14 protein-coding genes and 2 pseudogenes are annotated in these 17,362 nt (G+C 67.3%); 8 read left to right on the top strand and 8 right to left on the bottom strand.

Annotated features, from left to right (window positions below):
- Positions 1-113 precede the first annotated feature (113 nt).
- Genes B7R21_RS03140 through aceA form a run of 3 tightly spaced genes read right to left on the bottom strand, consistent with a single transcriptional unit; the run spans position 114 to position 5,356 of the window.
- Complete coding sequence (locus B7R21_RS03140; protein ID WP_116281805.1) at positions 114-2,339, bottom strand: malate synthase G; 2,226 nt, start codon at positions 2,337-2,339, stop codon at positions 114-116.
- A gap of 56 nt (positions 2,340-2,395) precedes the next feature.
- The gene (gene aceB, locus B7R21_RS03135) at positions 2,396-4,030 is read right to left on the bottom strand and encodes a malate synthase A (protein WP_116281804.1); all 1,635 of its coding nucleotides are present in this window, start codon (positions 4,028-4,030) and stop codon (positions 2,396-2,398) included.
- Positions 4,031-4,060: 30 nt separating this feature from the next.
- Positions 4,061-5,356, bottom strand: coding sequence for an isocitrate lyase (gene aceA, locus B7R21_RS03130; RefSeq protein ID WP_437184173.1), 1,296 nt, complete (start codon positions 5,354-5,356; stop codon positions 4,061-4,063).
- A gap of 608 nt (positions 5,357-5,964) precedes the next feature.
- On the opposite strand from aceA, the gene B7R21_RS20575 reads away from it, so the two are divergent.
- The gene (locus B7R21_RS20575; protein ID WP_253259610.1) at positions 5,965-6,603 is read left to right on the top strand and encodes a family 1 glycosylhydrolase; all 639 of its coding nucleotides are present in this window, start codon (positions 5,965-5,967) and stop codon (positions 6,601-6,603) included.
- Positions 6,604-7,047: 444 nt separating this feature from the next.
- Here B7R21_RS20575 and B7R21_RS03120 read toward each other — a convergent pair.
- Positions 7,048-7,278, bottom strand: a pseudogene (locus tag B7R21_RS03120) (DUF1622 domain-containing protein); the annotation flags it as partial.
- Between the two features lie 15 nt (positions 7,279-7,293).
- Complete coding sequence (locus tag B7R21_RS03115) at positions 7,294-8,520, bottom strand: alpha/beta fold hydrolase (RefSeq protein WP_116281800.1); 1,227 nt, start codon at positions 8,518-8,520, stop codon at positions 7,294-7,296.
- A 193-nt stretch (positions 8,521-8,713) separates the two neighbouring features.
- On the opposite strand from B7R21_RS03115, the gene B7R21_RS03110 reads away from it, so the two are divergent.
- The 6 genes from B7R21_RS03110 to B7R21_RS03085 all read left to right on the top strand — a co-directional run bounded on the left by B7R21_RS03110 (position 8,714) and on the right by B7R21_RS03085 (position 15,750).
- A complete protein-coding gene (locus tag B7R21_RS03110; protein ID WP_147305787.1) occupies positions 8,714-9,940 on the top strand; it encodes a serine hydrolase domain-containing protein in 1,227 nt (408 codons plus the stop codon).
- A gap of 32 nt (positions 9,941-9,972) precedes the next feature.
- Complete coding sequence (gene dacB, locus B7R21_RS03105; RefSeq protein WP_116281798.1) at positions 9,973-11,556, top strand: D-alanyl-D-alanine carboxypeptidase/D-alanyl-D-alanine endopeptidase; 1,584 nt, start codon at positions 9,973-9,975, stop codon at positions 11,554-11,556.
- A 2-nt stretch (positions 11,557-11,558) separates the two neighbouring features.
- Entirely contained in the window at positions 11,559-12,800 is a 1,242-nt protein-coding gene (locus B7R21_RS03100) for a serine hydrolase domain-containing protein (protein WP_116281797.1), read from the top strand.
- 132 nt (positions 12,801-12,932) lie between these two features.
- Complete coding sequence (locus tag B7R21_RS03095) at positions 12,933-13,211, top strand: LPXTG cell wall anchor domain-containing protein (RefSeq protein WP_147305786.1); 279 nt, start codon at positions 12,933-12,935, stop codon at positions 13,209-13,211.
- A 146-nt stretch (positions 13,212-13,357) separates the two neighbouring features.
- Positions 13,358-15,088, top strand: coding sequence for a sensor histidine kinase (locus tag B7R21_RS03090; RefSeq protein WP_172592028.1), 1,731 nt, complete (start codon positions 13,358-13,360; stop codon positions 15,086-15,088).
- Positions 15,076-15,750: a response regulator gene (locus B7R21_RS03085; protein WP_116281794.1), complete on the top strand. Its 675-nt coding sequence runs from the start codon at positions 15,076-15,078 to the stop codon at positions 15,748-15,750. The genes B7R21_RS03090 and B7R21_RS03085 overlap by 13 nt, the downstream gene beginning before the upstream one ends.
- Positions 15,751-15,755: 5 nt before the next feature.
- Here B7R21_RS03085 and B7R21_RS03080 read toward each other — a convergent pair whose 3' ends face one another.
- A complete protein-coding gene (locus tag B7R21_RS03080; protein WP_116281897.1) occupies positions 15,756-16,034 on the bottom strand; it encodes a GlsB/YeaQ/YmgE family stress response membrane protein in 279 nt (92 codons plus the stop codon).
- Between the two features lie 148 nt (positions 16,035-16,182).
- On the opposite strand from B7R21_RS03080, the gene B7R21_RS03075 reads away from it, so the two are divergent.
- Positions 16,183-16,848: a response regulator transcription factor gene (locus tag B7R21_RS03075; protein ID WP_116281793.1), complete on the top strand. Its 666-nt coding sequence runs from the start codon at positions 16,183-16,185 to the stop codon at positions 16,846-16,848.
- Positions 16,849-16,938: 90 nt separating this feature from the next.
- Here B7R21_RS03075 and B7R21_RS03070 read toward each other — a convergent pair whose 3' ends face one another.
- Positions 16,939-17,112 carry a CsbD family protein gene (locus B7R21_RS03070; RefSeq protein WP_116281792.1) on the bottom strand — a complete coding sequence of 58 codons (174 nt, stop codon included), beginning with the start codon at positions 17,110-17,112 and terminating at the stop codon, positions 16,939-16,941.
- 62 nt (positions 17,113-17,174) lie between these two features.
- Positions 17,175-17,362 (bottom strand): annotated as a pseudogene (locus B7R21_RS19945) (hypothetical protein); the annotation flags it as partial.

The following is a 17,362-nucleotide window of genomic DNA, read 5'->3' as shown; positions in this document are numbered from 1 at the left end:
TCGCACGAGTAACGAACAGATCCTGTCTGTCGTTGTTCGGGAATAAGCATAGTCGCAACAGTAGAGCCGAGCAAATATAAATGACTAGTGCTCGGAAATGAGTGTGTGCGAGCTCAGACCGCAGCCGCCAGCCGCCTCCCCGCGGCGTCGGCCTGCGCCTTCGCGAGGCGGCGGTAGTGGTGCAGGATCGGTTCGGTGTAGCCGCTCGGCTGCCGGATGCCCTCGAAGATGAGCGCCCGCGAGGCGAGGAACGCACCGCCGTCGAAGCCCGGAGCCATCGGCCGGTGGAGCGGGTCATCCGCGTTCTGCGAGTCGACGATCGCCGCCATCCGCCGGAGCGACTCGTCCACCTGCTCCGCCGTGATGACGCCGTGCAGCAACCAGTTCGCCACGTGCTGCGACGAGATGCGACACGTCGCCCGGTCCTCCATCAGCGCCACGTCGTGGATGTCGGGCACCTTCGAGCATCCGATGCCCTGGTCGACCCAGCGCACGACATAGCCGAGGATGCCCTGCACATTGTTGTCGAGCTCGGCCTGCCGCTCTGCCGCACTGTACGGCCGGGTGGCCAGCGGAATGCGGAGGATCTCCGCCCGCGGTGCCGGAGTGCGCGAGGCGAGCTGCCGCTGCACGGTGGGCACATCCACGCGGTGATAGTGCAGCGCGTGGAGGGTCGCGGCGGTCGGCGAGGGCACCCAGGCGGTGGTCGCACCCTGCAGTGGATGCTGCACCTTCTGTTCGAGCATGTCGGCCATGAGATCGGGCATGGCCCACATCCCCTTGCCGATCTGCGCGCGCCCCGGGAGGCCGGCGGCGATACCGATGTCGACGTTCGACGCCTCGTACGCTGCGATCCACGGCTGGGTCTTCAGCTCGGCCTTCCGAACGAAGGGCCCGGCGAGCATCGAGGTGTGGATCTCGTCGCCGGTGCGATCGAGGAATCCGGTGTTGATGAAGACCACCCGGTCGGCGGCGGCCCTGATGCAGGCCGCCAGATTCACCGACGTGCGCCGTTCCTCGTCCATGATGCCGAGTTTGATCGACCGTTCTGGCAGGCCGAGCAGCTGTTCGACGCGGGCGAAGAGCTCCACGGCGAAGGCCACCTCGGCCGGCCCGTGCATCTTCGGTTTCACGATGTACATCGACCCGGTGAGCGAGTTCGGCAGGGCGCTTCGACCCCGGATGTCGGAGGCGGAACCGAGCGCGGTCATCACCGCATCCAGCATTCCCTCGAACACCTCCTCGCCGTTCCCGTCGAGGATCGCGTCGGTGCGCATCAGGTGCCCGACGTTCCGCACGAAGAGCAGCGACCGGCCTCGGAGGGTGACTGTGCCCCCATCCGGAGCCGTGTACTCCCGATCGGGATTCATGCCGCGAACGAAGGATCGGCCGCCCTTCACCACCTCTTCTGACAGGGTTCCCGACATCAATTCGAGCCAGTTGCGGTAACCGACCACCTTGTCGTCGGCGTCGACAGCAGCGACCGAGTCTTCGAGATCCATGATGGTGGTGACGGCGGATTCCAGCAGCACGTCGGAGATGCTCGCACTGTCGGTGCGGCCGATCGGATGCCCGGGGTCGATCACCATCTCGAGGTGCAGCCCGTGGTGCACGAAGACGAGGGCCTCGGGCGTGGCCGGGGCTCCGCGGTAGCCGAGGAAGGCCGCGGGATCGACGAGGGTGGCCGTTCCCCGCTGCGTGCGAACCTCGACGGCACCACCGACGACGGAATACCCGAGCGCGTCGGCGTGGCTGGCGCTGCCGCCGTCGACGCCGCCATACTCGAGCGGGATCGCCCCGTCGAGCACCTGGCGCGCAGCCGCAACGACCGCCGCTCCGCGCACCGGGTTGTAGGCCGCTCCGACCGCCAGCTCGCCCGAGCGGTCGATCGCATCGGTGCCGTAGAGGGCATCGTAGAGCGACCCCCAGCGCGCGTTCACGGCATTGGCCGCGAACCGGCGGTTGAGCAGCGGAACGACGAGTTGCGGGCCGGACTGCGCCCGGATCTCGACGTCCACGCCCTCGGTGATGACGAAGGCGGCAGCGGATTCCGCATCGCCCCCGTCGGCTTTGAGATAGCCGATGCCCTCCAGGAAGGCGGTGTACTCCACCGGATCCACCGCTCCGGGGTGAGCCCGGTGGAAGTCGTCGATCTGGCTCTGCAGTGTGTCCCGGATCTGCAGCAGCTCTGCGTTCCGCGGGGTGAGGTCCCGCAGCAGATCGGCGACCCCCGCCCAGAACGTGTCGGCGTCGAGGCCCGCCTGCGGCAGAGCTTCGGCGACGAAACGGTGGAGCGGGGCTACGACGGAGAGGCCCGCCGCCGGTATTCGATCGGTCATCGTTCCATTCCTCTCAACAACGTCAGGGGATCTACAGCGCAGAGCGGTTCACGGCGTCAGGCCGCGATCGCCAGGCTCTCGGCGATGTCGACCAGGTAGTGCGCGTACGCCGGAATCGTCAGGTAGGTCGGGAACTCCTCCTCGAGCGCGACGAGGCGCACGAGATCGGCCGCGGTGTCGAACTGGTCGCCGTCGAAACGATCGGCTGCGCGCACCTGGGCAGCGAGTTCGGCGATCACGGACTCGGTGGTGATGCGCGTGCCCTCGACCGTGACGACCGAGTAGTGGATCCACTGCCACAGCTGGGCGCGCGAGATCTCGGCGGCCGAAGCGTCGGCGACGATGTTCTCGAGCTCCACCGCCCCGATCCCCCGCAGCCAGCTCTCGATGTAGCGGAGCGCCACCGAGATGTTCGAGGTGACCCCGGCATCCGTGACTCGCTTGTCGAGCGATCGCACGTCGAGCAGCTGTTCGGCCGTGACCTGCACCTCGGGTCGCAGCCGGTCGATCTGGTTCGGCTGGGTACCGAGCACCGTGTCGAACTCGGCTCGAGCCGTCAGGATGAGAGCCGGATGGGCGACCCATGTACCGTCGAAGCCGTCCTGCACCTCCCGCCGCTTGTCTTCGGAAACCTGCCCGAGTTCCATCTCGGTGAGCTCAGGCCGGGAGGCATCCGGGATGAATGCACTCATGCCCCCGACGGCATACGCCCCGCGCCTGTGGCAGGTCGAGACCAGGAGCTCGGTGTAGGCCCGCAGGAAGGGAGCCGTTATGGGGATGTTCTCCCGGTCGGGGAAGACGAACTGCGACCCACGATGACGGTAGCTCTTGATGAAACTGAAGAGGTAGTCCCAGCGCCCCGCGTTGAGCCCCGCGCAGTGGTCGCGGAGTTCGTAGAGGATCTCCTCCATCTCGAATGCGGCCGAGATCGTCTCGATGAGCACCGTCGCCCGAATGGTTCCGGGGTGCAGGCCCAGCGCGTTCTCGCTGAACGTGAAGATATCGTCCCACAGCCGAGCCTCGAGGTGGTCCTCGATCTTCGGCAGGTAGAAGTACGGCCCCGTTCCGGAGTCGATCAGCTTCTGCGCGTTGTGGAACAGGTAGAGCCCGAAGTCGACGAGGGATGCGGATGCCGCCTGCCTCTGGCCGGCGCGGTCGGTATACAGGAGGTGCTTCTCGACCAGGTGCCAGCCGCGCGGGCGCATCACGATCGTCGGCAGTTCCCCGGTGCGGAGTCGCTCTGTACGGCCGTCGTCGTCGGTGTACTCGAGCTGGCGCCGCACCGCGTCGAAGAGCGTGAGCTGGCCTTCGACGATGTTCGGCCAGGTCGGACTGGTGGCGTCTTCGAGGTCGGCGCCCCAGACCCTGGCCCCGGAGTTCAGCGCCCTCACGGCGCTTTCGCGGTCGACGGGTCCGGTGATCTCGATCCGTCGGTCTTCGAGGCCCGGCCCGGCGCCGGCGACGCGCCAGGTGTCGTCGGCGCGGATCGAGGCGGTTGCCGCGAGAAAGCGCAGGTCACGGCCGTTCTCGACGGTGACGCGGCGTTCCATGCGGGCGTGCAGTCGCTCCTGGCGGCGGTGCGCGAACGCGTCATGCAGGCGCGTCACGAAGGTGAGGGCATCCGGAGTCAGAATCTCGTCGAACCGTGCGGCGTCGGCGCCACGGATCTCGATACGGTCGGCTGTTGACATGGTCTTGTCCTTTCGAGGGGTGGATCGGGTTCAGTGGAACTGTTCGGATTCGGTCGAGCCCACGAGCGCGAGCGTCGCGCTGTCGGGGTTCAGGGCCGTGGAGATGCGGTCGAAGTAGCCGGTGCCGACCTCGCGCTGGTGCTTCGTGGCGGTGTACCCGTCGGCCTCGGAGGCGAACTCGGCCTCCTGCAGCTCGACGTAGGCACTCATGTGGCGCTCGGAGTAGTCCTTCGCGAGCGTGTACATCGAGTGGTTCAGGGCGTGGAAACCGGCGAGGGTGATGAACTGGAACGCGTACCCCATCGACGCGAGTTCGCGCTGGAACTTCGCGATCTGGTCGTCGTCGAGTTTCGACTTCCAGTTGAACGACGGCGAGCAGTTGTAGGCCAGCTTCTTGCCCGGGAACTCCCGGTGGATGCTCTCGGCGAAGGTGCGCGCCAGCTCGATGTCGGGCTCGCTCGACTCGACCCAGAGCAGGTCGGCGTAGGGCGCATAGGCGTGGCCGCGGGCCAGCACGGTCTCGATGCCGGGCTTCGTCGAGTAGAAGCCCTCCGCCGTGCGCTCCCCGGTGAGGAACGGCTTGTCGCGGTCATCCACGTCGCTCAGCACCAGGTTCGCGGCGAGGGAGTCGGTGCGGGCGATGATGATCGTCGACACCCCGGCGACATCCGCTGCCAGCCGCGCCGCGTTCAGGGTGCGGATGTGCTGCGAGGTCGGCACGAGCACCTTGCCGCCCATGTGGCCGCACTTCTTCTCGCTGGCGAGCTGGTCCTCCCAGTGCACGCCGGCCGCGCCCGCCTCGATCATGGAGGTCATCAGCTCGTAGGCGTTGAGTGGGCCGCCGAAACCGGCCTCAGCGTCGGCGACGATCGGCGCCATCCACTCGCGTGCGGGCAGGCCTTCGCTGGTCTCGATCTGGTCGGCGCGGAGCAGCGCATTGTTGATGCGGCGAACGACCGCCGGCACCGAGTTCGCCGGGTAGAGCGACTGGTCGGGGTAGGTCTGGCCGGAGAGGTTCGCGTCAGCAGCGACCTGCCAGCCCGACAGGTAGATGGCCTTGAGGCCGGCGCGCACCTGCTGCACGGCCTGGTTGCCGGTCAGTGCTCCGAGCGCCGCGACCCATTCGCCGTCGTCGGCGTTGATGAGCTCCCACAGCCGCTCGGAGCCGCGCCGGGCCAGGGTGCGCTCCTCGGCGACCGACCCGCGGAGGCTCACCACATCTTCGGCCGAGTAGCTCCGCTCGACGCCGTTCCAGCGGGCGTCGGTCTTCCAGCTGGTCTCGAGTTCGGCTGCGGTCTGGGTCTGGTCTCCGGGACGGGGATTCATGATGCGCTCCATTGCTTCTGCTTCGCGGCTGGCGGTCGATGTGTTGTTCGACCTGCATCCACTCTGCGGGCGCCGGGTCGCCGATGATCCGCGCCCGCCGCCAGAAGATTCCCGATTCTTCTGCAAACCGAAAAAGAGCCGCCCGCGATCCCGCGCCGCCAGTATTCCCCCCGATTGCCCTGATGGAACTGCCGAGCGAATCAGTCCGAGTCATGTTCGGCGGCGGCCCGATCACGACGGTGACACACGAGCTGATCGAGGCTGGAATTGCGGATGCGCCGGGCCCTCGTTGCGGATCCGCCGGGCCTTCGTTGCGGATCCGCCGGGGTCAGGCTGCGGATCCGCCGGGTGCCGTCGTTGGCTCCCGGAACACGTGCACGCCACTCAGGCAGCTGCGGCTGAGCGCGACTGCTGCGGCTGAGCGCGATTGCCCTGCGCGTCGCACTCAGCCGTGCGAGTCGCGCTCACGCGCGTCCGGGCAGAGCGGGGCGGCTCTGGATGATCAGGCCTTCGTGGACGGAACGGGGCCTGCAGGGCGGGAAGCCTGCAGCACCTCGAGGCGGGCGCGGTACTCGACCTCGTCGATCACAAAAGAAGACTTCGCCGGAATGACCGAGGGGATGACGCGCGCTCACCTCGCCGCCAAGGCTGCCATCGAGGCCCGGCGCCCTTCCCTGCCCGTAGGTCTCTCGATCGCCATCGTCGACGACGTCGCCCTCCCGGGCGGCGAGCCCCTCCGCGACCGCAAATGCGCCGAGGTCTACGGTCACTGGCTCGACCTCGCGCGAGCCGGCGACGTCGTCGGCGTGCAGAACTACGAACGGCTGACCTACGACGCCTCCGGCGAGGTCGAGCTGCCGCCCGGCACCCCCGTCAACGAGCAGGGCACCGCAGTCGAACCCGACCCCCTGAGATGGGCCGTCTCCTACGCGTTCGAGCGGAGCGGCGTGCCCGTCTTCGTCACCGAGTACGGCGTCAGCGCCTCAGACGACACCCTGCGCGCCGGCTTCATCGAACCCTCGCTGGTCGGCCTGGCCACCGCCATGGCAGGCGGCATCCCGGTGCTCGGCTACCGCCACTGGTCACCGATGGACAACTTCGAGTGGATCTTCGGCTACTCCCGACACCTCGGCCTGCACTCCGTCGACTTCACCACCTTCGAGCGCTTCCCCAAACCGAGCGCCGCCGCCTACGCAGCGGCTGTCGCCGCCCGCCGCACACCAGCGGACGCCCCGCCGACGGTGTGATGTCGGTCGTCCTCCGACCAGCCAGAGCCCTGCTCGTCGACGTTACGATTGCAGCCATCGACCACATCTTCGTTACTCGAACCGCCCTGACCGGACGACCGTCTTGACGCTACGCCCGCAGAACCGACACGCCAGGACCTTGCGCGAAACTGGCGCATCTACTGTTAGCGGGCTCGCCGGTTCCTGCCACGGCCAGTCGGGGCATCCTGTGCGGGCGCGTTCGAAGAGGTTTTCCCGAACCTCTTCTTGAGGTGCTTCGCTGCGAAGGTCAGAAGCGCGGGGAGGATCAGCCGAACGAACATTGGACTCCAAAGAAGTAGTGCGACGCACCGGCGGCCAGAAAGACCGCCGGTCAGGCAGAGATCGGGCGAACCCGTCACTGTTAGGACGATCCCCGCGGGTCTTTCGTCACGAACCCGATCCACTCCACGCCTGACCGCCGCCTCAGCGAGCAGCTCTGTCTGAACCGAGTGCGGGATCGGTTTCGGCAGAGGGTGCCTTCTTGGTCTGCCAGGGCCAGCGGCCCGTGATCTCGAGCTCGATCGAGAAACTCAGGAAGGTGCGGATCACGATGATCGCAGCCAGCACAGCGACGCTCTCCAGGGTGGGCGTCACGGCGACCGTGCGGATGACGTCGGCCGCGACCAGAAACTCGAGGCCGAGCAGGTAGGCGCGGGGAGGCGCAGCACCTCAGCGACCTTCGCGCACCAACCCGATGAGGTGGTCGAGCACATCCCCGCCCGAACTGCGGAGCCCGTTGTGCAGATGTTCGCCGGTGACCCATCGCCGCAGCGACGGGATGAGGTCGGCGGTCTGCTCCGAGAGTGCCCGGTCGACGAATGGGTCGTCGACGTAGATCGCGGCCGCGCAGGGCACGTCGACAGACGAGAGAACATCGGCGTCGAACAACCGCGGCCAGTGGTGCTCGGCGAGGATCTCCGCCACCGGCCGGTAGGGTCGCAGGCCCGGCACCTCGTCGAAATGCCATGAGAACAGGTGCTCGCCGGTGAAGAGCAGGCTGTCGCTCCGAAAATCTTCCGGCTCGGCCCGCTCGGCCGACCACCGGGTGCGCCCGCCGTCGGTGTAGCTCGACTCATGCAGCACGGCATAAAGAGGGTCTCGGGCTCCGAAGGGAAACGCCGCGGCGAGGTCGTAGGCGAAGACGGATGAGGCGGGGTCGCGCTCGAGCAGGTAGTGCAGTTGCTCCGCTCCCCCGTCCATCCCGAGCTGGTGCCCGATCGTGCGGAGCATCCGCTCCGAGATCGCCTCACCCCCGGGGGTACGAACAATGCCCTCGGCACTCGACTCGAGCAGGTTCGCGAATCGCTCACGGTCGCCGGGAAAACGGTCGTAGTAGCGCTCGGTGAGGATGCGCATCCGGTCGTAGGTCGCAGAGTAGATGTCGTCGACCGGGAGCCCTACCGGCGGCAGACCGCCCGTGAAGAACACCTCGCGAAGGCTGTCGGGCGCGACGCTCAGGTAGTGCAGGGAGCAGAAGCCTCCGAACGACTGACCGAGAAGGCTCCACGTCGAGGCTCCGAGGTGCTCCCGCAGGAGTTCGGCGTCCTGCACGATCGCGTCGGCGCGAAAGTGGGTGAGCCGCTCGGCGTCGGTTGCAGGATCCGGTCCCGGAGCGCCGTAGGGCGTCGACAGCCCCGTTCCTCGCTGGTCGAGCATGACCACCCGGTAGTCCTGGAGCGCACTCTCCAACCATCCCGGTGAGCTGGGCATCGCGACGGGCCGCGGCGCTTCGTGCCCCGGCCCGCCCTGCAGGAAGAGCAGGAAAGGTCGGTTCCGACCGTCGGGTGCCCTGATCACCCGGGCGAAGATCTCGACGGCGCGACCGTCGTCGTTGCTGTGGTCGAGCGGCACGACAAGCCGGTGCTCGGTGAGCTCGAATGGGTGCCTCGCCGACATGGCGGTGTCCTTCCGTTGGTGTTCTGGCCGTGCAGGATGATCGGCCTGCTCCTCGCGCTCCTCCCAGTCTGTCGAAGAGTCGCGTGCAGCGGGCGTCTGGACCTAGGTCTATGGCCCTGCCTCTGCGGATTCGACATCGTGGGAGGAGCCGCAGATGGCTCCACCCGACGGCGGGAGGGCAAGGACGAGGAGCATGAAGAACACCGACAGATCTTCCCGGCGGGCCCGGATGCTCGCGACGACACTGGGGATCGTCGCGGTGAGCGGCCTGCTGCTCACCGCGTGCTCCTCGGCTGCGCCCGCGGGCGGGCCGGCCGGCGCTGGTTCCGCGAGCGCGAGTGCGGCGGCGACCACGCCCGCGATCACCCGCCCCGCGGCCCCTGCGGGCGACCTCCCCGCGGCGCTGCAGACCGACCTCCAGGCAGCCCTCGCAGGCGTCATGGCCGAGTACAACGTGCCGGGTGCCGCCGCCGGCGTCTGGATTCCGGGGCAGGGTTCGTGGACAACCGCGGCGGGCCTCGCCGACGTCGCCGGCAACGTTCCGGTGACGACCGACATGGTGTGGCCGATCCGCAGCCTCACGAAGTCTTACACCGTCAGCCTCATCCTGATGCTCGCCGACGAAGGCAAGCTGAGCCTCGACGACACCCTCGACAGGTACGTGGATGGCGTCACCGACGGTGACAGGATCACCCTGCTGCAACTGGCGAACATGTCGAGCGGCAACGCCGAGTACTTCACCCAGCCGTTCGCGGAAGCCTTTGAGGCCGACCCCGCCCGGATCTTCACGCTCGACGATCTCAACGGCTTCGCGCTGGGGCAGCCGGCCCAGTTCGAACCCGGCACGCAGTATGTCTACACGAACTCCAACATCAACTTCCTCGGCGCGGTCATCGAGAAGGTGACCGGCGAGCCCTACGCCGAGGTGCTGCAGAAGCGCATCCTCGACCCGCTCGGCCAGACCGGCACGACCTACATGGTGGATGCCTCGAAGTGGGCAGCGCCGCATCCGGTGGGCTACCAGCCCGAGAACGGCGTGATGCAGGGCCAGACGGAGAACTCGTCTGTTCTCGGCCCCGCCGGGTCGATGTTCTCGACGCTCGACGACGGCCGGGTGTGGGCCGACACACTCGGCTCCGGTGCGCTTCTGCAGCCCGCCACGCAGACGCTCCGGCAGGTGGGCCACGAGATCGCCAAACCGCCCTACGACCTCTACGCCGTGGGCATGGGCACGACAGACGGCTGGTGGGGCCACAACGGCGAAGGCGTGGGCTTCACCGCGGCGACCTTCCATGACAACAAGACAGGGGCAAGCATCGTGGTGTACATGAACGAATCCGACACGGCCGACAAGTCACATCCGGCAGACCAGGCGTTCCGCGCTCTCGCCGCTGTTCTGGCGAAGGAGGGCGGCAAGTGAGCGCGTCGAGGAGCATCAGACGGACCTGTTGGATGCGCGGCGTGTCCGTTCTGGCCGTCGTGGCAGCGGCCTCGCTGACCGCGGGCTGCGTGGGCGGCACTCCCACCGTCACGAAGACGCCGGGCTCCGGGCTGAGCTCTGTTCCCGGGCTTCCGGATGCGGCGCTCGAGGTGATGAACCAGCCCCAGTTCGCGAGTGGCCGGTGGGTCATCTCGGTCGCCGACCTCGACACCGGCGAGATCCTCGTCGACCTCGACGGAGACAAGCTCGCCGAGCCCGGTTCGTTCGTGAAGACCTACAGCGCCGGTGCCGCCTGGGTGAAGTGGGGACCGGATCACACGATCACCACCCCGGTGAAGCAGTCCGGAACCGTGGCAGGCGGCACCCTCACCGGCGACCTCATCCTCGTGGGCCAGGGCGACCTCACGATGGGCGGGCGCACGAAGGCCGACGGCACAGTCGACTTCGCGAACCTCGACCACAATGACGCCAACCCTCTGCCGGGCGCAACACTCACCCCCGAAGATCCGCTCGCCGGGCTCAACAAACTCGCTGCACAGGTCAAGGCCTCCGGTATCGATGCCGTGAACGGGGATGTGGTCGTCGACGACCGGCTGTTCACCGGCACGCTGGCCGAGAAGCCCGTCACGCCGACCATCATCAACCAGAACCTGCTCGACATCATGGTGACGCCGGGTGCCGCGGGCGAGCCGGCGACGGCGGCCCTCACCCCAGCGGTCGGCCCCTGGAAGCTGGTCAACGAGGTGAAGACCGTCGCCGCGGGAGAGAAAGCCGTGCTCGAAAACCCTGCGATCTCGCCCGACGACCCGAACACCATCGTGATCGCGGGCACCGTCGCCGCCGGCAGCAACCCCGCCCTCAAGGTGTGGGAACTCGACGACACGGCCACGTTCGCCCGCACCGCTCTCATCGAGGCGCTTCAGCGGGCCGGAGTGTCGGTGACGGCGAATCCGACGGCTGTCAACCCCGGCGCATCCCTGCCCGACACTGCGGCGGTCACCGCCCTGCCCGCCGCGGCCGAACTCGTGTCGCTGCCGCTCGCGGAAGAGGTGAAGTACGTCATGAAGATCAGCTACAACCGCGGTGCGCAGGCGCTCGTCTGCCGCATCGCCGCGGATGCCGGCCTCACCGACTGCGACGACGGCATGGCTCTGATCCAGAAGATCTGGTCGGATGCCGGACTCGACACGCTCGGGGCGTCACTCATCGACGGCTCCGGTCTCGAGGGCAACTTCATCACACCTCAGAATGCAGTCGACATCCAGACGCTCATGGCCAAGCGCCCCGATGCGGGACGGTGGAAGGAGACCCTGCCGATCCTCGGCGTCGACGGCTCCCTCGCCGACGTCCAGAAGGGCAGCGAGGCCGCCGGCAAGGTGTTCGCGAAGACAGGCACCCTCGTCGGCGGCGATGCGCTGAACGACCGAGTCCGGCTGACCACCAAGACGCTGGGCGGGGTGATGGACACGGAGAAGGGTCGCCATCTCGCCTTCACCATCATCGTCAACCAGGGTTTCTATCCCGACAACAGCGGGGTGTTCGAAGCGAATGACGACGTGGGCAAAGTGGCCGCGCTGATCCAGGAGGCGTATTGAAAATGAGAGCTCTACGAACGACAACAGCCGCCGCGGCCCTGGTCACCGCATTCGTACTGACCGCCTGCACGGGGCAGACCACGACCACTCCGGTGGCGACATCGACAGAAGCTCCGGCCGCGACATCCGCGGCCAAGACCCTGAAGCCTCTCGACCAGGCCGGCCTGACCGCCCTCTTCGAGGCGACGGCCAAAGAGTACGGGCAGCCGGGCGCCGCCATGCTGCTCCGCACCCCGGAGGGCGACTTCACGGCCACCTACGGCGTGACCGCGCCCGGTGGCAGCACGCCGGTCTCCATCGATGATCACATCCGTATCGGGTCGAACACGAAGACCTGGACGGGCACCGTCATCCTCCAACTCGTACAGGAGGGGAAGATCGCTCTCGCCGACCCGGTGTCGAAGTACCGGCCCGACGTGCCGAACGGCGACAACATCACGATCGAGCAGATGCTCATGATGCGGAGCGGTCTCGCCAACTACACAGAGACCTACGCGTTGAACGCTGCTCTCGACGCTGAGCCACAGCGCGTGTGGCAGCCCGAGGAACTCGTGGCCATGGGCCTGGCGCTACCGGTCGACTTCGCACCGGGAACGAAATACCACTACTCGAACACCAACACCATCCTGCTCGGGCTCATTGCCGAGAAGCTCGACGGCAAGCCGCTGCGCACGATCTTCGCGGATCGCCTGTTCACGCCTCTCGGCCTCACCGAGACCTCCTTTCCGGAGCTCGGTGACAGCAGCCTCCCGAGCCCGCACTCCGACGGCTACTTCTGGTGGACGAACGTGAACACCATCGCCTCCTCGAAGCTTCCACCCGACCTCCTGCAGCAGGCGGATGCCGGAACCTTCCTGCCGAACGATGGCACCCTCGAGAACCCGTCCTGGGCCTGGTCGGCCGGATCGGGGATCTCGACCATCGGTGACCTCGCGACCTGGGTCGAGGCGCTGGGCGGCAAGACGCCGGGCCTGCTCGACCCCGAGATGCAGAAGGCGCGCATGGCTAGCCCGCTGGCCACCTCGGATGCCCCGGATGCCACCAAGTACGGGTGGAACCTCGGCCAGTTCGGGCAGTTCTACGGTCATACCGGCGAGCTCCCCGGCTTCAACTCCTTCATGGGTTACGACCCGGTGAGCGATGTCACCCTCGTGGTGTGGGCGAACCTCGCGCCGGCCGCGAACGGACAGGGCCCGGCTGCGATGATCTCGCGGAAGCTGATCGACGCGATGTACACCCCGTAGCGGTGCTCCTCCGATGTGCCGGCCACCCTCCAGAAGGGGCCCACCAGGGTTCGGGCCCCCTACAAAACCTGGGGCAGCTACAGCGAAAAGGGTGGCACCGGCACAGAGTCCAAGGTCGTCCACCGTGTTTCGATGAAAAGCGAGCTGCTGACGAAAGGCGGCCTGGGCGGCGAGGAACCGGATCCGTCAGGCGGCACCCCCGCTGTGCTGTTGCCCGGCTCTCCGACGGGAGGGATTCCGACCGCCTCGCTGCATGGCGCGAACTCCCCGGCCAGACTGGCCGCACTGGCGAACACCGGAGCATCGTCCATCGATGCCGGACTGCTGGGCGGCATCGCAGCGCTCTCGATCGGCGGGCTGATCCTCGCGTTCGCACGTCGCCGCAGCAGCTGCCGCCGCCGAACCAGCTGATGAGCCCGGTTCTCGAGCTGCCGCACCCGCGAACACCGTCAATCGGTCGGGGGGACGGCAGCTCGAGTGCGCCGCAGTGCCATAGTGGAAAGGCGGTCAGAATGACGGTCGCGCCTGCGAAATGGGGATGCAGCGTGACGACCGACATGAAGCCTTCAAAACGGCCCACTCCGACGCTCGTGCGACCCATCCGAACGCCGTCGCGCGCGGCAGGCCTCGTTCTGCTGTCACTGTTCGCCCTTCTGCTCGGCGGCATCCAGCTCTCCGTCGGCTGGAACGGGCCGACGGAGTTCTGGATCCCCGCGGCCTTCACCCTCGAGTTCTGGGCCTGGTCGAGCACCGGACTCCTCGCCTGGTGGCGGCGCCCCTCGAACGGCACAGGGGCGCTGCTGCTCTTCGGGGCGGTGGCAATGTTCCTCGCAGGCATCGGCAATCTCGGTCTGCCTGTTCTCACCGAGGTGAGCACCATCTCCGCGACGCTGATCCTCGCCGTGACGGTGCACCTCCTGCACGCGTTCCCCTCAGGCCAACTGCGCGGCCGCCTCTCCGTCACCACGGTGATCGCCGGTTACGTCGTGTGCCTCATCCTGCAGGTGCCGAACTATCTCCTCCCCCCCGCGGAAGCCCGGGTGCTGCTCGCAGCGCAGGCGAGCGCAGGACTCGCCGTGTTCCTCGTCACGGCGGCGCTGCTCGTCGATCGGTTGCGCTCTGCCGACCCGAAGAACCTCCGGGTGCTGCTGCCGCTGTACCTCTACGGCATCCTCGCGGTGCTGATCATTCCGTTCGCGAGCAACGTACTGCCCCTGTTCGGAGCTGACAGCGTCGCGGTCGGGGCAGTTCAACTGGTGGCCATGGCGGGCATCCCCCTCGCCTTCCTGGTGGGGGTACTGGCCGGCGGGTTCGCCCGCACCGCCGAGGCCGACGCGCTCAGCACCTGGCTCAGCCTCCCCGGATCCACGCGATCCGCCGTCGCGCAGGCACTGGCCGGAGCCCTCGGCGACGACTCCCTGCGCGTTGTCTACTGGTCTGAGGAACGGGAGACCTTCATCGACAGCAGGGGCGCCCCGGCAGAGAGCCCGACAGCACAGTCGCCCCGGGTCAGGCACGACGTGCACGTCGAATCCCGCCTGGCCGGTGCGATCGAATACGACAGCCGGATGATCGCCGATCCGGGCTCGGTCGAGAGAGCAGGGCGGGTGCTTGCCGTCGCCCTGGACCGCGAACGCCTGACGGCAGCCCTCGTGGCGAGCAACGAAGCACTGGGACTGTCGCGGATGCGTCTGGTCGAGGCCGCCGACAGGGAGCGCAGCCGCATCGCCCGCGACCTGCACGACGGCCTTCAGGTGCAATTCGTGCTCCTCGCCCTCGAGGCCCAGCAGATCGCCAACGCCGACACCACCCCGTTCGTCACGGCACGGGCCGCGACCGCGCTCCGCACGCGGATCGACCAGGCGGCAGCTGAACTCCGCCACCTGGTGCATGCGGTGTTGCCCGCCGCACTGATCGAACGCGGGCTCTTCGCCGCAGCAGAAGACCTGGTCGACAGACTCGACATCCCCGCGCGACTCGAAGGCGACATCGATGACCGCGAGCTCGATCAGCAGACAGCCCAGACCGCCTACCTCGTGGTGGCAGAGGCCCTGACCAATGCTGTGAAGCACTCCGGGGCCTCCGTCGTCATCGTGAGCCTGAACAGTGAAGACGAATACCTGACGGTTGTCATAGAAGACGACGGGCGAGGCGGCGCCAGCGTCGATGCAGGCACCGGGCTGAAGGGTCTCAGGGACCGGGTCGAAGCTTTCGGCGGCACCTTCGTCGTCTCGTCCGAGCTCGACAAGGGGACCCGGCTGAGAGTGGAGTTGCCATGCGCGTCGTGATCGGTGAAGACGAAGTCCTGCTCCGCGAAGGGCTCGCGAACCTGCTCGCGCACGACGGCTTCGACGTCGTTGCCGCGGTGGGAACCGCCGTCGAACTCGAGAACGAGGTCGACGCGTTCCTGCCCGACCTCGTGATCACCGACATCCGGATGCCGCCGACCCACACCGACGAGGGTCTGCTTGCGGCCCTCCGCATCCGTCACTCCCATCCGGGCATCGCCGTCGTGGTGCTGTCACAGTATGTGCAACGCCGCTATGCCACCGAACTGCTGAACCAGCTCGACGGCGGTTTCGGCTACATGCTCAAACAACGCATCGCCGACGTGCGCACCTTCACCGCCGACCTCCGCCGGGTGCAGGCGGGCGGTACAGCGCTCGACCCTGAGGTGGTGGCCGTGCTCATGTCGCGCGCCACGAAAGCCAAAGGCCCGGTCACAACGCTGACAGCCCGCCAGCTCGAGGTGCTCGGACTGATGGCTGAAGGCCGCAGTAACGCCCACATTGCTGCGCGGCTCGGCACCTCAGAGAAAGCGGTGGTGCAGCACACCTCGAACATCTACAGCGAGTTCGGCCTGCCCGTCGACGCCGACGATCACCGTCGAGTGCTCGCGGTCATCCGCTACCTCTCCGAGGCGGGAACCCCGCACACCGACGAGATCTGACGGCGTCAGCGACGGACGGCGCCGCGACCGGCGAAACGGGTCCAGATGAACAGCACGATGACCGCGCCGATGATGGAACCGATGATCCCCGCGGGCTGGAAGAAGCCGTCCATCGGGTCGTGCTGGAAGATCAGGAAGCCGAGGAACCCGCCGACGAAGGAGCCGATGATTCCGAGCAGGATCGTGAGCGGAATGGACAGGTTCTGCCTGCCCGGGATGATCAGGCGGGCGAGAGCACCGGCGATCAGGCCGACGACGATGAGGCTGATGATGAGACCGAGCATGATGTGTCCTTCGATGGGGTCCACCGCGACGAACAGGGGATCCTGCGCCGCTGGGTGGCTCTGTTGTTACAGCGAACCAGCCATCGGGGCGTACCGCGACACCCCTAGGGGTGATTTCGGCCGAGACATCCTGTTGTACTTTGGGTTCATGGAACGCGTTCGGAAGCCTCTGCTCGTCGCGTTGGTCGACGATTACGACGTGGTGCTGACAGGGTTGGCGCACATGTTCGATGAGTACCGCGACCGGGTCCTGGTGGCTGAGATCGATGCGAACGCGACTCTCGACGACCATGTCGACATCGTGATGTACGACTCGTTCGCGCAGCCCGAGTCCGACCAGACGGAGCTCGCCGCCCTGGTGAAGAACACCCGGGCCGACCGCGTCGTCGTCTACACCTGGAACTTCCAGCCCGAGCTCATCCAGAACGCTCTGGACCTCGGCATCCACGGCTACCTCTCCAAGACGCTGCCCGCCCGGGACCTGGTTGCGGCCCTCGAGGCGGTGCAGGCCGGCGAGATCGTGGTCAGCACACCGCCTCGGAGAGCGGGCAGTGCTCTCGGCCTGGACTGGCCGGGGCGCAGGGAAGGCTTCACCGACCGCGAATCCGAGATCCTCGCCCTCATCACGCAGGGCAAGAACAACGCGGATGTCGCGACGCTGACCTACCTCAGCCCGAACACGGTGAAGTCGTACATCCGCAGCATCTACCGCAAGATCGGCGTCGGCAGCCGCACCCAGGCGGTGCTGTGGGGCGTGGGGCACGGCTTCACCCCCGACCACCACCGCATCGACCACTGGCTGGGCGGCCCCTGACCGGCGTCCGGGCGCGGGGGTGTCGCAGGGGAGAAAGACGTCCGGCCCTCGCTCATGGGGGGCGGGGGCCGGACGGTTCTGGGGGTGGTTCTACTTCTTGAAGACGTCTTTCACGTCTTCGACTTTGTTGCGGGTCTGGCCTTTGGCCTGGTCGGCTTTGCCTTCGGCGACGAGTTTGTCGTTGTCGGTGACGTTACCGACGGCCTCTTTGGCTTTACCGGCGACGTTCTCGGCTGCGGCCTTGATCTTGTCTGCTGCACTCATGCGTTCTGCTCCTTCTGTGGTGGTTGTGTTGGTTGTGGTGTGGTGGTGTGGTGTGGTGTGGGTCAGGCGACCCGGGTGGTGCTGTGGGCGATCGTTGTGCGGAGTCCGCTGACGATCTGGATCACGACCGGGACGCTGTGTCCGAGGACGTCGTCCCATTCCGTGACCGCATTGTCGATGACGGTGCGGATCCGGACCGGGGACGCGCCCCGGCGGGCGTGCGCGGTGATCCGTAGCACGTTCTCGTGAC

The organism is Subtercola boreus, from assembly GCF_003399625.1.
Classification (GTDB): domain Bacteria; phylum Actinomycetota; class Actinomycetes; order Actinomycetales; family Microbacteriaceae; genus Subtercola; species Subtercola boreus_C.
Note: the sequence above shows the minus strand (reverse complement) of the source record. Positions and strands in the feature narration are given on the sequence as shown.